Origin of the sequence: Burkholderia sp. Bp8998, from assembly GCF_003854235.1 — a bacterium.
Classification (GTDB): domain Bacteria; phylum Pseudomonadota; class Gammaproteobacteria; order Burkholderiales; family Burkholderiaceae; genus Burkholderia.
The window spans coordinates 246,324-265,019 of record NZ_QTQF01000002.1; the positions used below are offsets into that span (position 1 = coordinate 246,324).

Consider the following 18,696-nt stretch of genomic DNA (forward strand, 5'->3'; position numbering starts at 1 on the left):
ATGTCGCGAGGACTGATCGAAGCAGGTCGCGCCGGCGCTGGCGTGTCGCGCCGTGCGTTTCTCAAGGCGGGCATGTCGCTCGGTGCGGCCGCAGGCGGCGGCCTGCTGCTCGGCTTCAGCATGCCGGCGGCGGGCGATGACGCACGGCGCTCGGTGATCGGCGGCGATGCGGACGAAAGCACGCGCGCCGGCGTATTCGCGCCGAACGCGTTCGTGCAGATCGACCGCGGCGGCAAGGTCACGCTGGTGATGCCGAAAGTGGAAATGGGCCAGGGCGTCTATACGGCGCTGCCGATGCTGATCGCCGAGGAACTCGAGGTGCCGCTGTCGAACGTCACGCTCGACCATGCGCCGCCGAACGAGAAGCTGTTCCTCGATCCGCTGCTCGGCGGCCAACTGACGGGCGGCTCGACGTCAGTGCGCTACGCGTGGGAGCCGCTGCGCCGCGCGGGCGCGACCGCGCGCACGCTGCTGGTTGCGGCGGCCGCCAAGCAATGGAACGTCGATCCGGCCACCTGCAAGGCCGAAAGCGGCGAAGTGCGGCACCCGCCGAGCGGCCGGCGCGCATCGTACGGCCGGCTCGCGGACGCCGCGTCGAAGCTGCCGGTGCCGAAGGACGTCGCGCTGAAGCAGCCGGCCGATTTCAAGCTGATCGGCAAGCCGGTGAAGCGGCTCGATTCGCCGGAGAAGGTCGACGGCACCGCGCGGTTCGGGCTCGACGTGCGCCTGCCCGGCATGCTGTACGCGGTGATCGTGAACAGCCCGGTGTTCGGCGGCACGGTCGCGAGCGTCGACGAGTCGGCGACGAAGAAGATTCCCGGCGTGCGCCAGGTGGTGCGCGTCGACAACGCGGTCGCGGTCGTCGGCGAGCACACGTGGGCCGCGAAGCGCGGCGCGTCGGCGCTCGTCGTCAAATGGAACGAAGGCGCGAACGCCAAGGTATCGATGAAGGACATCGTCGCCGATCTCGCGCAAGCCGCCGCGAACGGCAAGGGCGCCGTCGCGCGCAAGGAAGGCGACGTCGGCCGGGCGTTCGCGAATGCGAAGACGCGCGTCGATGCCGTCTACGAACAGCCGTTCCTTGCGCACGCGACGATGGAGCCCGTGAACTGCACGGTGCAGGTGCGTGCCGACGGCTGCGAGATCTGGGTCGGCACGCAGGTGCCGACCCGGGCGCGCGATACGGTGCAGCGGCTCACCGGCTTCGCACCCGACAAGATCGTCGTGCACAACCATCTGCTCGGCGGCGGCTTTGGCCGGCGGCTCGAGACGGACATGATCGGGCAGGCCGTGAAGGTCGCCAGGCAGGTCAACGCGCCGGTGAAGGTCGTGTGGACGCGCGAGGAAGACATCCAGCACGACATGTACCGCCCGTACTACTACGACAAGATCTCGGCCGGCCTCGACGCGAACGGCAAGCCGGTCGCGTGGCAGCACCGGATCGTCGGCTCGTCGATCATCGCGCGCTTCGCGCCGACGGCGTTCAAGGACGGCGTCGATCCCGACGCGGTCGAGGTGGCTAACGACCTTCCGTACGACCTGCCGAACCAGCTCGTCGACTACGTACGCCAGGAGCCGCGCCACATCCCGACCGCGTTCTGGCGCGGCGTCGGGCCGACGCGGAGCACGTTCGTCGTCGAGAGCTTCATCGACGAACTGGCCGCACAGGCCAAGACCGACCCGGTGCAATACCGTCGCGCGCTGCTCGACAAGACGCCGCGTGCGCGCAACGTGCTCGACGTCGCGACGAAGGCGGCCGGGTGGGGTACGCCGCTGCCGAAGGGGCAAGGGCGCGGCGTCTCGGTGATGCACGCGTTCGGCAGCTTCTTCTCGATCGTCATCGACGTCGCGGTGGCGGACGGCGAAGTGCAGGTCAAGCGCGCCGTGTGCGCGGTCGACTGCGGGATGGCCGTCAATCCGGGCACGATCGAGGCGCAGGTGCAGGGCGGCATCATCTTCGGGATCACGGGCGCGCTGTATGGCGAGATCACGATCGAGGACGGCCGCGTCGTGCAGAGCAACTTCACCGACTACCGGATGATGCGCATCAACGAGACGCCGCCGATCGAGGTGCATCTCGTGAAGAGCGGCGAGGCGCCGGGCGGAATCGGCGAACCCGGTACGGCGGCTACCGCGGCGGCCCTGTCGAACGCGATCTTCGCCGCGACCGGCAAGCGGCTGCGCAAGCTGCCGGTCGGCGGCCAGCTGAAGACGGCCTGACGGGAGGGAGAACCATGCGAAACCGCACCCCGAATCGTCTGAAACACCTGAATCGCGCCGCTCACACGCTCGGCGCCTCGTTGATCGCGCTGTCGGCGCTGATGGCCGGCATGGCGGCGCACGCCGCGCAACCGGCACCCGCCGACAGCGCGCTGGTCGCACGCGGCGCGTATCTCGCGAAGGCCGGCGACTGCGTCGCGTGCCACACCGCGCCGCGCGGCACACCGTTCGCGGGCGGCCTGAAGATGGTCACGCCGATGGGCGCGATCTACACGACCAACATCACGCCCGACCCGGATACAGGCATCGGCGGCTATACCGAAGCCGAGTTCGCGGGCGCGCTGCGCAAGGGCGTCGCGAAGGACGGCCATCACCTGTATCCGGCGATGCCGTATCCGTCATACGCGAAGCTGCGCGACGACGACGTGAAGGCGCTGTACGCGTACTTCATGCACGGCGTCGAGCCGGTGAAGCAGGCGAACCGGGCATCCGACATTCCGTGGCCGCTCGACATGCGCTGGCCGCTGGCGCTGTGGAACGCGGTGTTCCTTGACACGACGCCTTATGCCGACAAGCCGTCCAGGGATGCGATGTGGAACCGCGGCGCGTATCTCGTGCAGGGGCTCGGGCATTGCGGGTCGTGCCATACGCCGCGCGGCGTCGGGTTCCAGGAGAAGGCGCTGGACGAAGGCGGTCCGGCGTTCCTGTCGGGCGCGCCGATCGACAACTGGTTCGCGTCGAACCTGACCGGCGAGCACAATACGGGGCTCGGCCGCTGGAGCGACGCGGAGGTCGCGCAGTTCCTGAAGACCGGCGCGAACCAGCATGCGACCGCGTTCGGCTCGATGGTCAGCGTGATCAACCACAGCACGCAGGAACTGACCGACGATGACCTGGCGGCGATATCCCGCTACCTGAAGTCGTTGCCGGCCGTGGGCGGCACGGGCGCGCCGCCTTACCGTCATGATCCGAAGGCGACGCAGGTTGCGTTGAGTCGGCCGGCGAACGATCCGGGCGCAAAGGTGTATAACGCTTACTGCCTGCATTGCCATGGCGTGGACGGTCGCGGCTACGCGCCGCTGCTCGCGCCGCTCGCCGGCAACCCGAACGTGCTCGAAGCCGATGCCTCGTCGCTGATCAACGTGACGTTGAACGGCAGCGAGTCGCTCGTGATCGGCGGCGTGCCGTCCGCGTATCCGATGCCGGCGTTCGCGAACCAGCTGAACGACCGGCAGATTGCCGACGTGCTGACGTTCATGCGCGCCGGCTGGAACAACAACGCGCCGGCCGTGCAGGCGGCGGACGTCGCGAAACTCCGCAAGGCGACGGCGGCCGCGCGCTGAGCGCGGCTGAACGTGACGGATGACGACGGGCATGCGTGCCGCGTACCCGTCGTCGAACATTGCCGGGTGCAGGGCGCCTGGCAACGCAGTGCTTTCTGTCAACCGGCGCGCGGCCGTTCGCGGCAGCGCGCGTTTTATCGACGTAAAACTGGGGTGTCTGGATGGCTAACGTGACTTATACGGATACGCAACTGCTGATCGACGGCGAGTGGGTCGACGCCGCGAGCGGCAAGACGATCGACGTCGTGAACCCGGCGACGGGCAAGGCGATCGGCAAGGTGGCCCACGCGGGCATCGCCGATCTCGATCGCGCGCTGGCCGCGGCGCAGCGCGGTTTCGAAGCATGGCGCAAGGTGCCCGCGCACGAGCGCGCGGCGACGATGCGCAAGGCGGCCGCATTGGTGCGCGAGCGCGCCGATACGATCGCGCAGCTGATGACGCAGGAGCAGGGCAAGCCGCTGACGGAGGCACGTGCCGAAGTGCTGTCGGCAGCCGACATCATCGAATGGTTCGCGGACGAAGGCCGCCGCGTGTACGGCCGGATCGTGCCGCCGCGCAATCTCGGCGCGCAGCAGACTGTCGTGAAGGAGCCGGTCGGTCCGGTCGCGGCGTTCACGCCGTGGAATTTCCCGGTCAACCAGGTCGTGCGCAAGCTGAGCGCCGCGCTCGCGACCGGCTGCTCGTTCCTCGTGAAGGCGCCGGAAGAAACCCCGGCCTCGCCGGCCGCGCTGCTGCGCGCGTTCGTCGACGCGGGCGTGCCGGCCGGCGTGATCGGCCTCGTGTACGGCGATCCGGCGGAAATCTCGTCGTACCTGATTCCGCATCCGGTGATCCGCAAGGTGACGTTCACGGGCTCGACGCCGGTCGGCAAGCAGCTCGCCGCGCTCGCCGGCCAGCACATGAAGCGCGCGACGATGGAGCTGGGCGGCCACGCGCCGGTGATCGTCGCCGAGGATGCGGACGTCGCGCTGGCGGTGAAGGCCGCCGGCGGCGCGAAGTTCCGCAACGCGGGCCAGGTGTGCATTTCGCCGACGCGTTTCCTCGTGCACAACAGCATCCGCGACGAATTCACGCGCGCGCTGGTCCAGCACGCCGAAGGGCTGAAGGTCGGCAACGGCCTCGAGGAAGGCACGACGCTCGGCGCGCTGGCGAACCCGCGCCGGCTGACCGCGATGGCGTCGGTCGTCGAGAACGCGCGCAAGGTCGGTGCGAGCATCGAGACCGGCGGCGAACGGATCGGCTCGGAGGGCAACTTCTTCGCGCCGACCGTGATCGCGAACGTGCCGCTCGACGCGGACGTGTTCAACAACGAGCCGTTCGGCCCGGTCGCGGCGATCCGCGGCTTCGACACGCTCGAGGACGCGATCGCCGAAGCCAATCGTCTGCCGTTCGGGTTGGCGGGCTACGCGTTCACGCGCTCGTTCGCGAACGTGCACCTGCTCACGCAGCGCCTCGAGGTCGGGATGCTGTGGATCAACCAGCCGGCGACGCCGTGGCCGGAAATGCCGTTCGGCGGCGTGAAGGATTCGGGCTACGGTTCGGAAGGCGGGCCGGAAGCGCTGGAGCCGTATCTCGTCACGAAGTCGGTGACGGTGATGGCGGTCTGACGATCGTTCGACCGCGTGCGTGCCGCCTCGAGTGCGGCGCGCACGTTGCGTCGCCGCGGGCCGGGTGTTGTGCCCGGCCTTGTTGTTGGTTTCGGGTCCTTTCTGCTTCGTTCGCTGTCGGCTTTGCCCGGTCATGGCGGTCGTACCCGTCGAGCACGGGACATGCGGCGCCCGCCGCTCAATGCCGGCCGCTGCCGCGATAGCTTTCCACTTCCGCGTCGTACGCCGCGAGAAACGCCTTGCCGAACACCGACGCGAAATCGTCTTCGATCGCGAACACCGTGTCGCGATGGGTCGCCGCATAGCGATCCCACATCCTCGCCTTGTACAGCGCCGGCACGCGCTTCTCGTACCAGCGCATCGCATCGCCGCGCTCGCGCAGCCGTTGCGGCGAAAAACGTGTCAACAAGTCCATCAGCGCGGCGCGCATGCCGGCGACCATGCCGATCTGGTGCGCGTGCAGATCCTGGAACGCGTCGCTGACCGCGCTCTGCGGCGACATGAAGCCCGGCATCGGCAGCCCGAACATCTGGCGCAGCACGGCGCCGCCGTCAGGCAGCAGCTTCAGCGGATTGTTCTCGCGATCGAGCAGCATCGTCATGTGCGCCTTCACCTCCCGCTTCAGGATGCTGCGCGACGACAGCAGCTCGACCGTGCCGTTCGCGAACAGCGCCAGCAACTGTCCGGCGATGTACAGCTGTTCGGCCGACCACTGATGCGATTCGGCGGCCGTATCGAGTCCTGCACCCTCGAAGAACGCATTCAGCAATTCATCCGGCGTCGGCACGCGGTGCGCCTGCGGTGCAGCCTCGTCGGCCGGCCGCGGCTCGGCGTGCGCCGCCGCCGGTTGCACGCGCACGTGCTGCGTCCACTCGGGCGCGTGGTCGGCCTGCGTCGCGGACGATACGCCGCGATCCGCATGGCTGCGTTCCGCCGGTGATGCCGAACCCGATCCACCGATATCGGGCGACGACTGCGTGAACAGGTCGAGCGGATCGATCGACAGCTGATTCAGGTCGCGCTGCGACGGCACCGATGGCGCGGCCGGCGCGGTGCGGCTTGCCGGCTGCGCAGCCTCCCTGCGCGCCGTGCCGGACCGGTTGCCGGCGTCCGCCGCCTTGCCGCGCGGGGCGAGGCGATCCTGCAGCAGGCCCCACAACCGGTTGCCGGCGCCTTTCGTCTCGCCGTATGCGCGCGCGGCCGTCTCCGGCGCGCGTCGCGGGTCGGTGCTCGCGTTGGCGGCGGACGGCATGTCGACGACGGGCGCCGCATGTCCGTCGTCACGTTCGGCACGCAGCATGTACGGCCCGATGCGGATGATGTCGCCGCTGTTGAGCGGCCGCTCCTGTGCATAGCCGACCGGCTCGCGATTCACCTCGATCGTCGACACGCTGCTCAGGTTCTTCAGCAGGCACGCGTCGTCACCCACCTGCAGCAGGGCCTGCAGCCGGGAAATCTGCCGGGTGTCGTCGCGCAGCACGAGATGATTGTCGGTGGCCCGGCCGATGGTGCCGCCGGGCGGGTGGAACACGACGGCGTCATAGGAGTCGCTTTCGACCGGCTCGCCGGCATGTTCGATCACGATCAGTTGCATGTCATACGTCGCTCGGTGGTGAAGCGCTCGCGGGGAAACCGGTTCGTTCAGGATGACGACGCATGTCTGCGGCGCGCGAATTCGAACGCGGGCCCCCAGATCGGATGCCCCTTCTCGGCGGGGGACAAGTCGAAGCGCGGGTTGAGGTCGAGAATCTTCGAGAATTCGGCGCGGCATTGCGCGATGCGGTTCGTCACGCAATAGCTGAACGCGAGCAGCTTGTGCGCGGCGACCTGCGTGTCGGTGTCGGCCCCGTCGATCTCCTTCGCCCGGCTCAGGAGCGCGATCGTGCGTCCGTAGTCGCCGGCGCCATAGGCCGCGCGCGCGCTGTCGACCGCGGCGCGCGCAGCCGACTGCGTGGGGGACGTGCCGCACCCGCCGACTCCCAGCAACAAGGCGCCGAGAAAAATCACGATCGATGAACGGCCTTTCATTTTGAAATGAAATATTTGCGTAATTGGAGGGTGTTGCACAAGCGCTGTTGGATTCTAGTGCCAATCATGCCGGCCGATGCCGCCGTTACGTTTTGTTTCAATTGGCAAAATGCGTTCGAGTTACCGCTCAAACTAATTCCCGGTTTTCGACTTGTTAATCCATAAAATCGATTCTATAGTTCGCTGTGCTTTTTGGATTCGTCAGTTGTTTGCCCGACGCCCGTCAATGGCCGAAGAAGCGGGCCGTCCATTCGGCCACCGCAAACAGCCTGACACGACCCACGGGGCGTGACCATCCACCGCCGACGGCTGGCAGGCCTGGGTTCAGCGTCCATATAGCAAGTGTCCATGCAAGAGAACCGGGCCGCCGCCGCGAACCGGTCGGATTAACACGTCTTCTCGAAATGACCGAAATCAATTCAATCCATCGTCATCACCCCAATTTCGATCCCGGCTCGCAATTGGCGATTTGACCCGGCTTTTTACAAGAATAAATTGCCGCATGGAATTTCAATGGAAGGATATGCAAGTCACATAATTACCGGTAAATTAATTGTCCCTTTTTAATCCGGAGCTCCGATTTCGCTTATGGGAATCGGCGGGGGAATTATTGCGCTGCGAGGGTGGAATATGCGTTGGCGGTCCAGCGGGTTCATCGTGTTGGGATGTGCATTGCTGTTGCCCGGATGCGGCGCCACCGAGCGGGCCGCCGCGGTGCCGTATGCGATCACGGTCGACGTTGCGCCCGACGTCAACCCTGACTTCAACCGCAGGCCGTCGCCGATCGTGCTGAAGGTGTTCCAGCTGCGCGCGGCGTCGGCGTTCGATGGCGCCGACTTCTTCTCGCTCCAGGACAAGCCCGAGAACATCCTCGGCGCGGACCTGCTCGGCACCGACCGCGTGATCCTGCGGCCGGGCGAGTCGCGCACGCTGCACTACCGTGGCAATGTCGAGGCCGGTGCGATCGGCGTGATCGCCGAATACCGGATGCTCGACAGGAACCGCTGGCGCCTGACGGTGCCGCTGCCGCGCGCCAGGCAGCTCAACGTATACAAGTTCTGGCAGACGTCGCCCGGCGAGCTGAAGCTGTCGATCGCGGTCAGGAACGGTGGTCTCGCGTTGAACGACCCGCGGGGGCGCCCATGACGGAACCGACGATGTCCGCGACGCCGGTTGCAGCGCTGCGTCAGCGCGTGGTGTGGACCGAAGGGATGTTCCTGCGGCCGCAGCATTTCCAGCAGCTCGAACGGCACTGGGAACGCTACGTCGCACTGCGCTGCCTGCCGCTGCAGGGGTTCTACTGGGGCTTCGACACGCTTGAGATCGACCGTGAGCAGCTGGCACTCGGCAAGGTCGCGTTGCGGGCGGCGGCGGGCGTGATGCGCGACGGTACGCCGTTCGACCTGTCGCATCCCGACGATCTGCCCGAACCGCTCGACATACCGGCCGATGCGAAGGACCGGCTCGTCGTGCTCGCGCTGCCGCTGTGGCGCGGCGGCGGCGAGGAGGTGTCGTTCGGCGCGGACGCGGGCAGCAGCGGCAACGCAGACGTCGCCCGCTACGTCGTGCGCGAATACGAAGTGGCCGATGCGAACGCGGTCGCGCTCGGCCCCGCGCTGCTGCAGACGGGGCGCCTGAACGTCCGGCTGATGCTCGACACCGAGCTGACCGGCGACTGGCATGCGCTCGGCGTCGTGCGGATCGTCGAGCGGCGCACCGACGCCCGGCTGCTCGTCGACGACGGCTACATCCCGCCGCGCCTGGTCGCGCAGCGCGACTCGGCATTGCTCGCCTACACGCGCGAACTGCACGGACTGCTCACGCAGCGCAGCGACGCGCTGGCCGAGCGCCTGTCGGAACCGGGGCGCGGCGGCGTCTCGGAAGTCGCGGATTTCCTGCTGCTGCAGCTCGTGAACCGCTATCTGGCGCTGACCTGGCACGCGCAGCAGGACGTCGCGACGCATCCGGAGGCGCTGTTTTGCGACTGGCTGAAGCTCGCGTGCGACCTCAGCACGTTCACGGCGGCCGGCCGGCGCCCGCAATCGCTCGCGGTCTACGTGCACGACGACCTGCGCACGAGCTTCGCCGAACTGATGACGGAGCTGCGCCGGTCGTTGTCGACGGTGCTGGAGCAGAACGCGATCCAGATCGAGCTGCGCGACGCGGGCAACGGCATCCGGGTCGCGACGCTCGCCGATCCCGCGCTGCGCGACACGGCCGGCTTCGTGCTCGCGGTGCGCGCCGACATACCGGCCGACAGCCTGCGCGCACGGTTTCCCGCGCAGGCGAAGCTCGGCCCGGTCGAGCGGATCCGCGACCTGGTGCAGTTGCAGCTGCCGGGCATCACGATGCGCCAGCTGCCGGTCGCGCCGCGGCAGATCCCGTATCACGCGGGACATACGTACTTCGAGATCGACAAGGGCAGCGACCTGTGGAAGCAGCTGGCGCGCTCCGGCGGTCTGGCATTTCATTTCGCCGGCGAATTCCCCGGACTCTCGATGGAATTCTGGGCGATACGCGGGTGAGGGCGGGACAGCGCGATGAATTCTTCCTCCGATTCGATCTCCGCCGGCGCAGGCGGATTCGTGCCGCCGAATCCGGGCGGCATGCATCCGGCCGCCGCATCCGGTGCGACCGGGCCGACGGCCACGCAACCGCGCCCCGGCCGCTGGGCCGCGAGCGGCACGAACCCGCTCGTCGCGGCCGCGAACCCGCTGCTCAATCTCGTGCCGCAGATCCGTTCGACCGTCCATCATCCGAATCCGGCGTGGCTGCGCGAGCATCTCGTCGTCGAGATCCGCCAGTTCGAGGCGCGCGCGCAGGAAGCCGGCGTGCCGTCGGAGGCGATCATCGGCGCGCGCTACTGCCTGTGCACGGCGCTCGACGAAGCGGCCGCCCTCACGCCGTGGGGCGGCAGCGTGTGGTCGTCGCACAGCCTGCTCGTGTCGTTCCACAACGAAACCTGGGGCGGCGAGAAGTTCTTCCACCTGCTCGAACGGCTGTCGCAGCAACCGCGTCAGCACCTCGATCTGCTGGAGCTGCTGTATTTCTGTCTGGCGCTCGGTTTCGAGGGGCGCTATCGGGTGCTCGACAACGGTCATGCGGAGCTCGACGCGCTGCGCTGGCAGCTGGCTCACACGATCCGTTCGGTGCGCGGCGAATTCGATCCCGCGTTGTCGCCGCACTGGCGCGACGTCGTCACGCGCGACGTGTCGCGCCGCTTCGTCGTGCCGCTGTGGGTCTGCGTGGCGCTCGCGCTGCTGATCGGCTTCGGCGTGTTCGTCGGGCTGCGCGTCGCGCTGGCCGGACATTCGGACCAGCTGTTCGCGTCGATCGACGCGCTGCACGTGCCGAAGCTGCAGCCCGCGCAGGCGCCGCCGCGCCCGGCGCCGGTGCCGCGGGTCGCGAAGTTCCTGGCCCCCGAGATCGCGGCCGGCCTCGTGTCGGTGCGCGACGACGCCGATCGCAGCGTGATCGTGCTGCGCGGCGACGGGCTGTTCAAGTCCGGCTCGACGTCGGTGATCGACCGTTACGCGCCGGTGCTCGCGCGGGTCGCGGATGCACTGAACCAGGTGCCCGGCAACGTTCGCGTGACCGGCTATACCGACGACACGCCGGTGCACACGGCACGCTTCGCGTCGAACTGGGATCTGTCGCGCGAACGCGCGGAGGCCGTGCGCAGCACGATCGCCGCCCGCCTCGATCATCCGGAGCGGCTCGCGGCCGAGGGGCGCGGCACGCTCGATGCGGTCGCGCCGAACGATACGCCCGCGAACCGCGCGCTGAACCGGCGCGTCGAGATCACGCTGCTGCCGGCGCCCGGCAGTATCGCCGTCGGCGCGCGCACGACGCAGGGAGCCAACTGACATGAACCAGGCTGTCGCGCGTTTCGTCCGGCCGTTGCCGTCGCGGGAAATCTGGACCTTCGCCGGTCTCGTCGTGCTCGCGTGCTTCGTGTGGCTCGCAGGGCCGCTGTTCGCGTTCGCCGAAGTCCGGCCGCTCGAGAGCGGCTGGGCGCGCGCGGTGACGATCACCGTGCTGTTCGCCGCGTGGGGCGTACGCGTCGCGTGGCGCAGCTGGCACGCGAGCCGCCTGAACGCGCAGTTGCTGAACCAGCTGCGCGCAGCCGCGCCCGGGCCGGCCACCGCCGACGATCCGGCCAAGGCCCAGCTCGACGAGCTGCGCAGCCGCTTCGACGAGGCCGCGACGCTGCTGAAGAAAGTCCGCTTCGGCCAGGCGGACACCGCGCGCAAGGGGCTGGCGCGCTGGTTCGACCGGATGTCGCGCCAGTATCTGTACCAGCTCCCGTGGTACGTGTTCATCGGCGCGCCGGGCTCGGGCAAGACGACCGCGCTGGTCAATTCCGGGCTCAGTTTTCCGCTCGCCGAGCAGTTCGGCCGCGCGGCGATTCGCGGCGTGGGCGGCACCCGGCACTGCGACTGGTGGTTCACGAACGACGCGGTGCTGATCGACACGGCCGGCCGCTATACGACGCACGAAGGCAATCGCGCGCTCGACGAAGCCGAGTGGAAGGGCTTCGTCGAGCTGCTGAAGAAGTACCGCACGCGCCAGCCGCTGAACGGCGCGATGCTGACGATCAGCGTCGCCGACCTGGTCGGTGCGTCGGAGGCCGAGCGCACGCAGCACGCGATGGTGCTGCGCAAGCGGTTGCTCGAGCTGCGCGCGCAGCTCGGCATCCGGTTTCCCGTGTACCTGCTCGTGACGAAGGCCGACCTGCTGGCCGGCTTCGCCGAGTATTTCGGCACCTTCGGCCGCGCGGAATGCGCGCAGGTGTGGGGCTTCACGTTTCCGCTCGCGCAGAGCGAGGCGCCGGGCTTCGACCTGCGCGCCGCATTCGACCGCGAATACCGGCTGCTGCACCAGCGGCTGAACGACGGGCTGCCCGAGCTGCTCGCGACGCAGACCGATGCGCGCCAGCGCGAGATGGCGTACCTGCTGCCGCAGCAGGTCGCCGACCTGCAGGACATGCTCGGCCAGTTCGTCGCCGAGGTGTTTTCCGTGTCGAGCTTCGAACCGATGCCGATGCTGCGCGGCGTATACCTGACGAGCGGCACGCAGGAGGGCACCGCGTTCGACCGCGTGATGAGCGGCATCAAGCGCTTCCTGAAGATCGAGGGCGTGCCGCCGGTCGCGCAGGTCGGCTCGACCGGGCGCAGCTTCTTCTTGAAGTCGCTGCTGCAGGAGCACATCTTCCGCGAAGCCGCGCTCGCCGGCAGCGACCTGCGCTGGCATCAGAAGCGGCGCGTGCTGCAGATCGCCGGCTACGCGCTGCTCGCTCTCGTGAGCGTGATCGTGCTGGTCGCGTGGCTGCGCAGCTACGTGAACAATCGCGCGTATCTCGACCGGATCGCGCAGCGGGTGCCCGCCGTCGATGCGCAGATCGCCGGTGCGAAGTTCTCGGATGCGGCCGACATCGCGCGTTTGCTGCCGGTACTCGACGCGCTCGGCGGGCTCGCGAATGCCGGCGGCGTCGACCGGTCGCATCCGCCGCTCGCGTACCGCTGGGGGCTCTTTCAGGGCGAGAAGATCGACGAGGCCGTCGACGCCGTGTACCGGCGCGCGCTCGACGACGTGCTGCTGCCGATCGCCGCGCGCCGGATGGAGGCCGCGCTGAGCGATGCACGGCCCGACGAAACCGACTACGCGTATGCGGCGCTGAAGGCGTACCTGATGCTGTACGACAGCGCGCACTACGACCCCGCGTTCGTGCAGGCCGTCGTCGACCTGGAAATGGAGCGCGCGCTGCCGCCCGATTTCTCGCCGGCCGAACGCTCGGCGCTGCGCGCGCATCTCGCCGCGCTGTTCGGCAACCGCGTGGCCGTGTCGCCGTATCCGATGGACGAGCGGCTCGTGGCCGACGTGCGCGACCGGCTGCGCCAGGTGCCGTTCTCGCAGCGGCTGTACCGCCAGCTCACGCGCACGCTGCGGCCGGCGACTTCCGCGTTCGACTTCAGTGTCGCGCGCGCGGTCGGGCCCGACGCATCGCTGGTGTTCCGCCGCCAGAGCGGCAAGCCGCTGTCGGAAGGTGTGCCGGGCCTCTATACGCGCAACGGTTATCGCAACGTGTTCTCGCCGCGCGTTGCCGGCGAGGTCGACGCGTACGGGCGCGAGGAGGTGTGGGTGCTGAACCTCGGGCTGTCCGAGATCCCCGGGCCGAACGACGCCGGCGCGTGGGCACGAGACATCCGCCAGCTGTACCTGAACGACTACCTGAAGATCTGGGACGACTATCTCGCCGACATCAAGCTGCAGCGCACGGCGACGCTCGCGCAGAGCATCCAGGTCGCGCGTGCGCTGTCGTCGGCGGATTCGCCGCTCACCCGGCTGATGATTGCGCTGGCGCGCGACACGGCGCTCGGCGATGCGCCGGGCGGCGCACGCACGCTCGCATCGCGCGCGCAGGACAAGGTCGACGAGGCGCGCAGTTCGCTGTCGCAGATCTTCGCGGGACAGGGCGCAAGCGACGCGAATCCGTCCGCGGCGGCGCCCGCGAGCCCCGAGCAGATGGTCGACGGCCACTTCGCCGGGTTGCGCGCGTTCGCGCCGGTCAGCGGCGACCAGGCGCAGGCATTCGACGCGGTGCTGAAGTCGATCGACGCGCTCTATACGTACCTGACGGCCACCGACGACGCACTGCGCAGCGGCGCCCAGCCGCCGCCGTCCGACGCGCCCGCGCGGTTGCGCGCGCAGGCCGGGCGGCTGCCGACACCGTTCCGCGAAGTGCTCGACGATCTGTCGAACGTCGCGAACGGCAGCGTCGCGACCGTCGAGCAGCGCAGCGTCGCGCAGCGGGCTGGCGCGAACGTCGGCGACTTCTGCCGGCAGGCGATCGCGGGCCGCTATCCGTTCGCGCGCGGCTCGTCGCGCGACGTCGCGCCGGCGGACTTCGCGCAGATGTTCGCGCCCGGCGGCCTGATGGACGATTTCTTCCAGAAGAACCTCCAGTCGATCGTCGATACGACGTCGCACCCGTGGCGTTTCGCGAACCGCAACGCGGACGCCGATCCGGCGGCGGCCGCGATGCTTGCGTCGTTCGAGAAGGCCGCGGTGATTCGCGACGTCTATTTCAGCGGCGGCGCGCGCACCGCGCAACTGAAGGTGCAGGTCCAGCCGCTCGAAATGGATCCGTCGATCACGGAGATGGTGCTCGACGTCGACGGCCAGATTGTCCGCTATGCACACGGTCCGCTCGTCCAGAGCGCGGTGGACTGGCCGGGCCCGCGCGGCAGCAGCCAGGTGCGGCTGCAGGTGTCGGGGCAGGCCGGCGCGGCCGACGGCTTCACGACCGACGGGCCGTGGGCGCTGCACCGGCTGTTCGACCGCGCGGCCGTGTCGGCCGGACGCGGCTCGGACCAGATGGTCGCGCGCTTCACCGTCGACGGCAAACCGCTGGTACTGCAGGTGAATGCGGGCAGTGTCCGCAACCCGTTCAGGCTGCCCCAGATGGAGTCCTTTACATGCCCTCCGAAGCAATGAGCCGCCTCCCGCCGCTCACGCGCGCCGATGGCGACGCCCCGGCCTGGTACGGAAAGATTCCCGGCGCCGGCGACTTCGTGAACAGCCGGCTGCCGCACGCGCTCGCGCTGTGGTGGGAACGCTGGCTTCAGCAAGGGTTGGCCGCGATGCGCCAGCGCGGCCCCGACGAGATCGCGCGCCACTACACGGTCGCACCGGTCTGGAATTTCCTGGTGCCGGCGGGCGCCGGCGCGTCGTGCGTGCAGGCAGGCTGTCTCGCGCCGAGCTGCGACCGCGTCGGGCGCTACTACCCGGTGATCGTCACGCTGCCGATGCCGGCAGCCGATTCCTGGAACGGGCTGCCGGACGCGGCCGACGCGTTCTACTGGCAGATCGGCCATGCACTGCTCGACGCGATCCGGCATGCGCGCGCGCCGGCCGATCTCGAGCAGGCGCTCGACCGCGTGCGGCTCGCGCCGGGCGGCGAACTGCCCGCGGAAGGCGTCGACGCAATCCCGGCGACGCTGCCGGACCGGCCGACGCTGGCGGCATGGCCCGGGCTGTCCGGCTATTTCGATCCGCACGGCGGGACGAGCTTCTGGTGGACCAATCGTGCCGACGGCTCGCCGCTGCGCACGCATGCGCATACGGGCGTGCCCGACAACGCGCTGTTCCTGACGCTGTTCGGCGGCTAGCGAACGGCGGCGGGCAACGCATGCAACACGGATGCGGTATCGCGAGGTGGACATGAAGGACCCTTCATCGAGAGACAACGACCACGACACGGCAACCCGCGGCGACGCGCCCGAATTCACGGTGCGGCCGCTGCCGCTCGGTCACCGCCTGGGCGAGCTGCAGCTCGACGAGGTGCTGGGCATCGGCGGCTTCGGCATCGTCTATCGCGCGTTCGACCGCACGTTGCGGCGTGCGGTCGCGATCAAGGAATACATGCCGTCGATGCTCGCGACGCGCGGCGGCGACTACACGGTGTCGCTGCGCTCCGAGCGGTTCGCGCAGGCGTTCGACGCGGGACGCGGCGCGTTCCTCAACGAGGCGCGCCTGCTCGCGCAATTCGACCATCCGGGGCTCGTCAAGGTGCTGCACTTCTGGGAGAGCCACGGCACCGCGTACATGGTGATGCCGTTCTACGAAGGGCGCACGCTCAAGCAACTGCTCGACGGCGGCATGCGCATGAGCGAGACGCAATTGCGCAACATCGTCGGCGCGCTGCTGGGCGCACTCGACACGCTGCATCGCGCGCAGTGCTTCCATCGCGACGTCGCGCTCGACAACGTGCTGATCCGCCCGAACGGCAGCGCGATCCTGCTCGACTTCGGCGCGGCGCGCAAACGCATCGGCGATCTCGTCGACGACGGTGCGATGATGATCAAGCCCGGCTATGCGCCGATCGAGCAGTACACCGACGACCCCGCGTTCAGCCAGGGGCCGTGGACGGATCTCTATGCGCTCGGCGCGGTGATGCACGCGATGATCACCGGCGAATTGCCGCCCGCGGCCGTCGTGCGCAGCATCAAGGACACGTACCGGCCGCTCGCGTCGCGCGAGTTGCCGGCCGGTGAGGTGTACAGCCCCGCGTTCCTCGCGGCGATCGATCACGCGCTGCAGTTGCGGATTCCGGATCGTCCGGAGTCGGTCGTGGCGTTCGCGGCGGAACTCGGGTTGCGGGACGTCGATCGGGCCGGCGGCGGGTATGGCGCAGTCGTTGCGCCGCCGGCGGTCGATGCGGGGGGAGGCGGGGAACGGAAGGTGGCTTCGGGTGTTTCCGATGCTTCCGGTGCTTCGGGTGTGGCAGACAAAGCGTCGGCTGCGGCCGTAGATGAGCGATCAGCGTCACAGCCCGAAGCGCATGACGACGCGAGCATGCGATCGGCAAGCGCCGGGGCGGACGTCGGGCAGCGCGGTGCAACGGCTACCGGGAACCTGAACGGAACGGCAGAGCCGATTGCTGGTGCTGGTGCTGGTGCTACGACATCGACGTCGACATCCTCGTGGGGGACATCGCCGTCTTCCCGCACCCCGCGCCGCCCTTCGTTCATCGCGGCGGGCAACCGGCGCATGCCGATCTACGTCGGTGGCGCGCTGGCCGCGCTGATCGTCGTCGGCATCGCCGCGACCTATCTGTCGCGACCCGCGCAAGTCGCGAGTGAACCGGAAGCCGCCGCAAGCCAGCCGCAGGCCGGTGCCGCATCGTCAGCCAGCGAGTCGGAAGCGACGCTCGCGCAGCGCGGCCCGACGCCGATCGTCGTGCCGCCGTCGAGCCTGCCGGCCGGATCGTCCGCGCAGGTGCCACCGCCATCGCTGGCCGCCGCGCCGGCCAGCGCGCCCGCCGTCGGGGCAGTCGGGGCCGCCGCGTCCGCGCCGCAGGTCGCGACGACCGCCACGGACGTCGCGGGCCCGACACCGTCGCCAGCCGGCTCACGCTCGACCATCGCGCCGGCCGGCAGCCTCGACGCGTCGGAGCGTGTCGTCAACGTGCCGCCGTCGGAGGCCACCGCGTCGCCGTCGACCGCACCGGTGCCCGCGCAGACGTCGCCATCGGAAGCCGACACGGCCGTCGCCGCGGTCAGCGCGCCGGCTACCGAGCCGCGTCCGCCGAAGCAGGAAACCGTCCAGGTGCGCTTCAACGTACGCCCGTGGGGCGACGTGTACGTGAACGGCGCACGGCGCGGCGCGAGCCCGCCGCTGCGCTCGGTGTCGCTGACACCGGGCGTCTATCAGATCGAGATCCGCAACGGCTCGCTGCCGCCGTTGCACCGCACCGTGGCGATCGACTTCGGCAGCAAACCGGTCAACATCGACTATGCATTCGAATGACGTCAGCCAGGCGGCGCTGGCCGCCGCCTTGTCCTCGCCGTCGCCCGGCCTGCCGGCGGCGACGCCGCGCGCCGACCTGATCGGCCGGCTGCTCGCGGACGTCGCGCCCGATGCGCCGTGCGGCCCGAACCTCGAATACGACGCGGATTTCCTGCAGCTTCAGGAGCGCGCGACGCCGCGCGCCGAGCAGCAGTACGGCGACACCGTGATCCCGGCCGAGATGCCCGACTGGCGCGCGGTCGAACGCCTTGCACTCGCGCTGGGCGAGCGGACGAAGGACCTGCGTGTCGCCGCGTATCTCGCGCGCAGCTGGACTGAGCAGCACGGCATTCCCGGCTACGCGGACGGGCTCGCGGTCGTGGCGGGCCTGATCGAGCGCTGGTGGGACGATCTGCACCCGCGCCTCGACGCCGACGGCGAACCGGACCCGACACCGCGGATGAACGCGCTCGCCGATGTCGCCGGCGCGCACGAGTGTGCGCGCGCGGCACGGCGCCAGCCGCTGTTCGACGGCGGCCCGAGCGTGCGCGACGCCGAACGCGTGCTCGACGGTCGCGACGAAACGGGCGGCCCGGCGGCAGGCAGCCGCGATGGCCTGATCGCCGCGCTGTCGACCGCATGCGACGACGGCCGCGTGCCGATCGACGCGGTGCATGCCGCGCTGCGCGCACTGGACGCGATCCGTGCGCGCGTGACGGACCGGCTCGGCAGCGAATGGTCGCCCGACGCGAGCGATACGGAGAAGGCGTTGCAACGCATCGCGCGCGAGATGCCGGAGCCGGAGCCGGCGCCGGCGCCGGCGCCGATGGCGCAGCAGTCCGCACCGGACGGTTCGATTTCGGCCACGCCGGCCGCATCCGGCACCGCGCGAGCCGCATCGGCGCCGGCCGTTCTGCCGAACGCACAGGCCTGGCGCGATGCCGAGGTCACGAGCCGCGACGACGTGCGGCTCGGCCTCGACAAGATGTGCCGCTATTTCGAACTGCATGAGCCGAGCCACCCGGCGCCGCTGCTGCTGCGGCGCGCGCAGCGGCTGCTCACGCTCGACTTCTACGAAATCATCCGGGATCTCGCTCCGGAGAGCCTGCCGAAGCTGGACCTGCTGAGCGGCGAGCGGAGCGAATGAAGCAGGCCGCCGTCCACGCGGCGGCACTGTACACGCAATCTGATCGATGTGAAGGAGTAGA

General features: G+C 69.3%; 12 protein-coding genes. 10 read left to right on the forward strand and 2 right to left on the reverse strand.

Translation table 11 applies throughout. From position 1 onward, the window contains the following. The 3 genes from DIE06_RS04025 (at window position 1) to DIE06_RS04035 (ending at window position 5,170) form a co-directional block, all read left to right on the forward strand. Window positions 1-2,220 (forward strand): xanthine dehydrogenase family protein molybdopterin-binding subunit, encoded by a 2,220-nt coding sequence (locus tag DIE06_RS04025; protein WP_124660236.1) that lies wholly within the window; start codon window positions 1-3, stop codon window positions 2,218-2,220. A 14-nt stretch (window positions 2,221-2,234) separates the two neighbouring features. Further along, the gene (locus tag DIE06_RS04030) at window positions 2,235-3,563 is read left to right on the forward strand and encodes a c-type cytochrome (protein WP_409364485.1); all 1,329 of its coding nucleotides are present in this window, start codon (window positions 2,235-2,237) and stop codon (window positions 3,561-3,563) included. A gap of 161 nt (window positions 3,564-3,724) precedes the next feature. Then, a complete protein-coding gene (locus DIE06_RS04035) occupies window positions 3,725-5,170 on the forward strand; it encodes an NAD-dependent succinate-semialdehyde dehydrogenase (protein WP_124660237.1) in 1,446 nt (481 codons plus the stop codon). A 178-nt stretch (window positions 5,171-5,348) separates the two neighbouring features. Here DIE06_RS04035 and tagH read toward each other — a convergent pair whose 3' ends face one another. Further along, a complete protein-coding gene (gene tagH / locus DIE06_RS04040) occupies window positions 5,349-6,764 on the reverse strand; it encodes a type VI secretion system-associated FHA domain protein TagH (protein WP_124660238.1) in 1,416 nt (471 codons plus the stop codon). Window positions 6,765-6,811: 47 nt separating this feature from the next. Further along, on the reverse strand, window positions 6,812-7,198 hold the full coding sequence (locus DIE06_RS04045; protein ID WP_124660239.1) for a TssQ family T6SS-associated lipoprotein: 387 nt from the start codon (window positions 7,196-7,198) through the stop codon (window positions 6,812-6,814). Window positions 7,199-7,828: 630 nt separating this feature from the next. Here DIE06_RS04045 and tssJ point away from each other — a divergent pair. From tssJ to tssA, 7 genes are read left to right on the forward strand one after another with little or no spacing between them, the layout of a single operon-like run. Further along, on the forward strand, window positions 7,829-8,344 hold the full coding sequence (tssJ, locus tag DIE06_RS04050; RefSeq protein WP_124660240.1) for a type VI secretion system lipoprotein TssJ: 516 nt from the start codon (window positions 7,829-7,831) through the stop codon (window positions 8,342-8,344). Beyond that, window positions 8,341-9,723 (forward strand): type VI secretion system baseplate subunit TssK, encoded by a 1,383-nt coding sequence (gene tssK / locus DIE06_RS04055; RefSeq protein ID WP_124660241.1) that lies wholly within the window; start codon window positions 8,341-8,343, stop codon window positions 9,721-9,723. Before tssJ ends, tssK begins: the two co-directional genes overlap by 4 nt. A gap of 15 nt (window positions 9,724-9,738) precedes the next feature. Beyond that, window positions 9,739-11,064: a DotU family type VI secretion system protein gene (locus DIE06_RS04060; protein ID WP_124660242.1), complete on the forward strand. Its 1,326-nt coding sequence runs from the start codon at window positions 9,739-9,741 to the stop codon at window positions 11,062-11,064. Window position 11,065: 1 nt separating this feature from the next. Next, a complete protein-coding gene (gene tssM / locus DIE06_RS04065; RefSeq protein WP_124660243.1) occupies window positions 11,066-14,695 on the forward strand; it encodes a type VI secretion system membrane subunit TssM in 3,630 nt (1,209 codons plus the stop codon). Beyond that, the gene (gene tagF, locus DIE06_RS04070) at window positions 14,677-15,369 is read left to right on the forward strand and encodes a type VI secretion system-associated protein TagF (RefSeq protein WP_124660244.1); all 693 of its coding nucleotides are present in this window, start codon (window positions 14,677-14,679) and stop codon (window positions 15,367-15,369) included. The genes tssM and tagF overlap by 19 nt, the downstream gene beginning before the upstream one ends. A 52-nt stretch (window positions 15,370-15,421) precedes the next feature. Continuing rightward, window positions 15,422-17,509, forward strand: coding sequence for a serine/threonine-protein kinase (locus DIE06_RS04075; RefSeq protein WP_124660245.1), 2,088 nt, complete (start codon window positions 15,422-15,424; stop codon window positions 17,507-17,509). Further along, window positions 17,496-18,635 (forward strand): type VI secretion system protein TssA, encoded by a 1,140-nt coding sequence (gene tssA / locus DIE06_RS04080; protein WP_124660246.1) that lies wholly within the window; start codon window positions 17,496-17,498, stop codon window positions 18,633-18,635. Before DIE06_RS04075 ends, tssA begins: the two co-directional genes overlap by 14 nt. Window positions 18,636-18,696 lie beyond the last annotated feature (61 nt).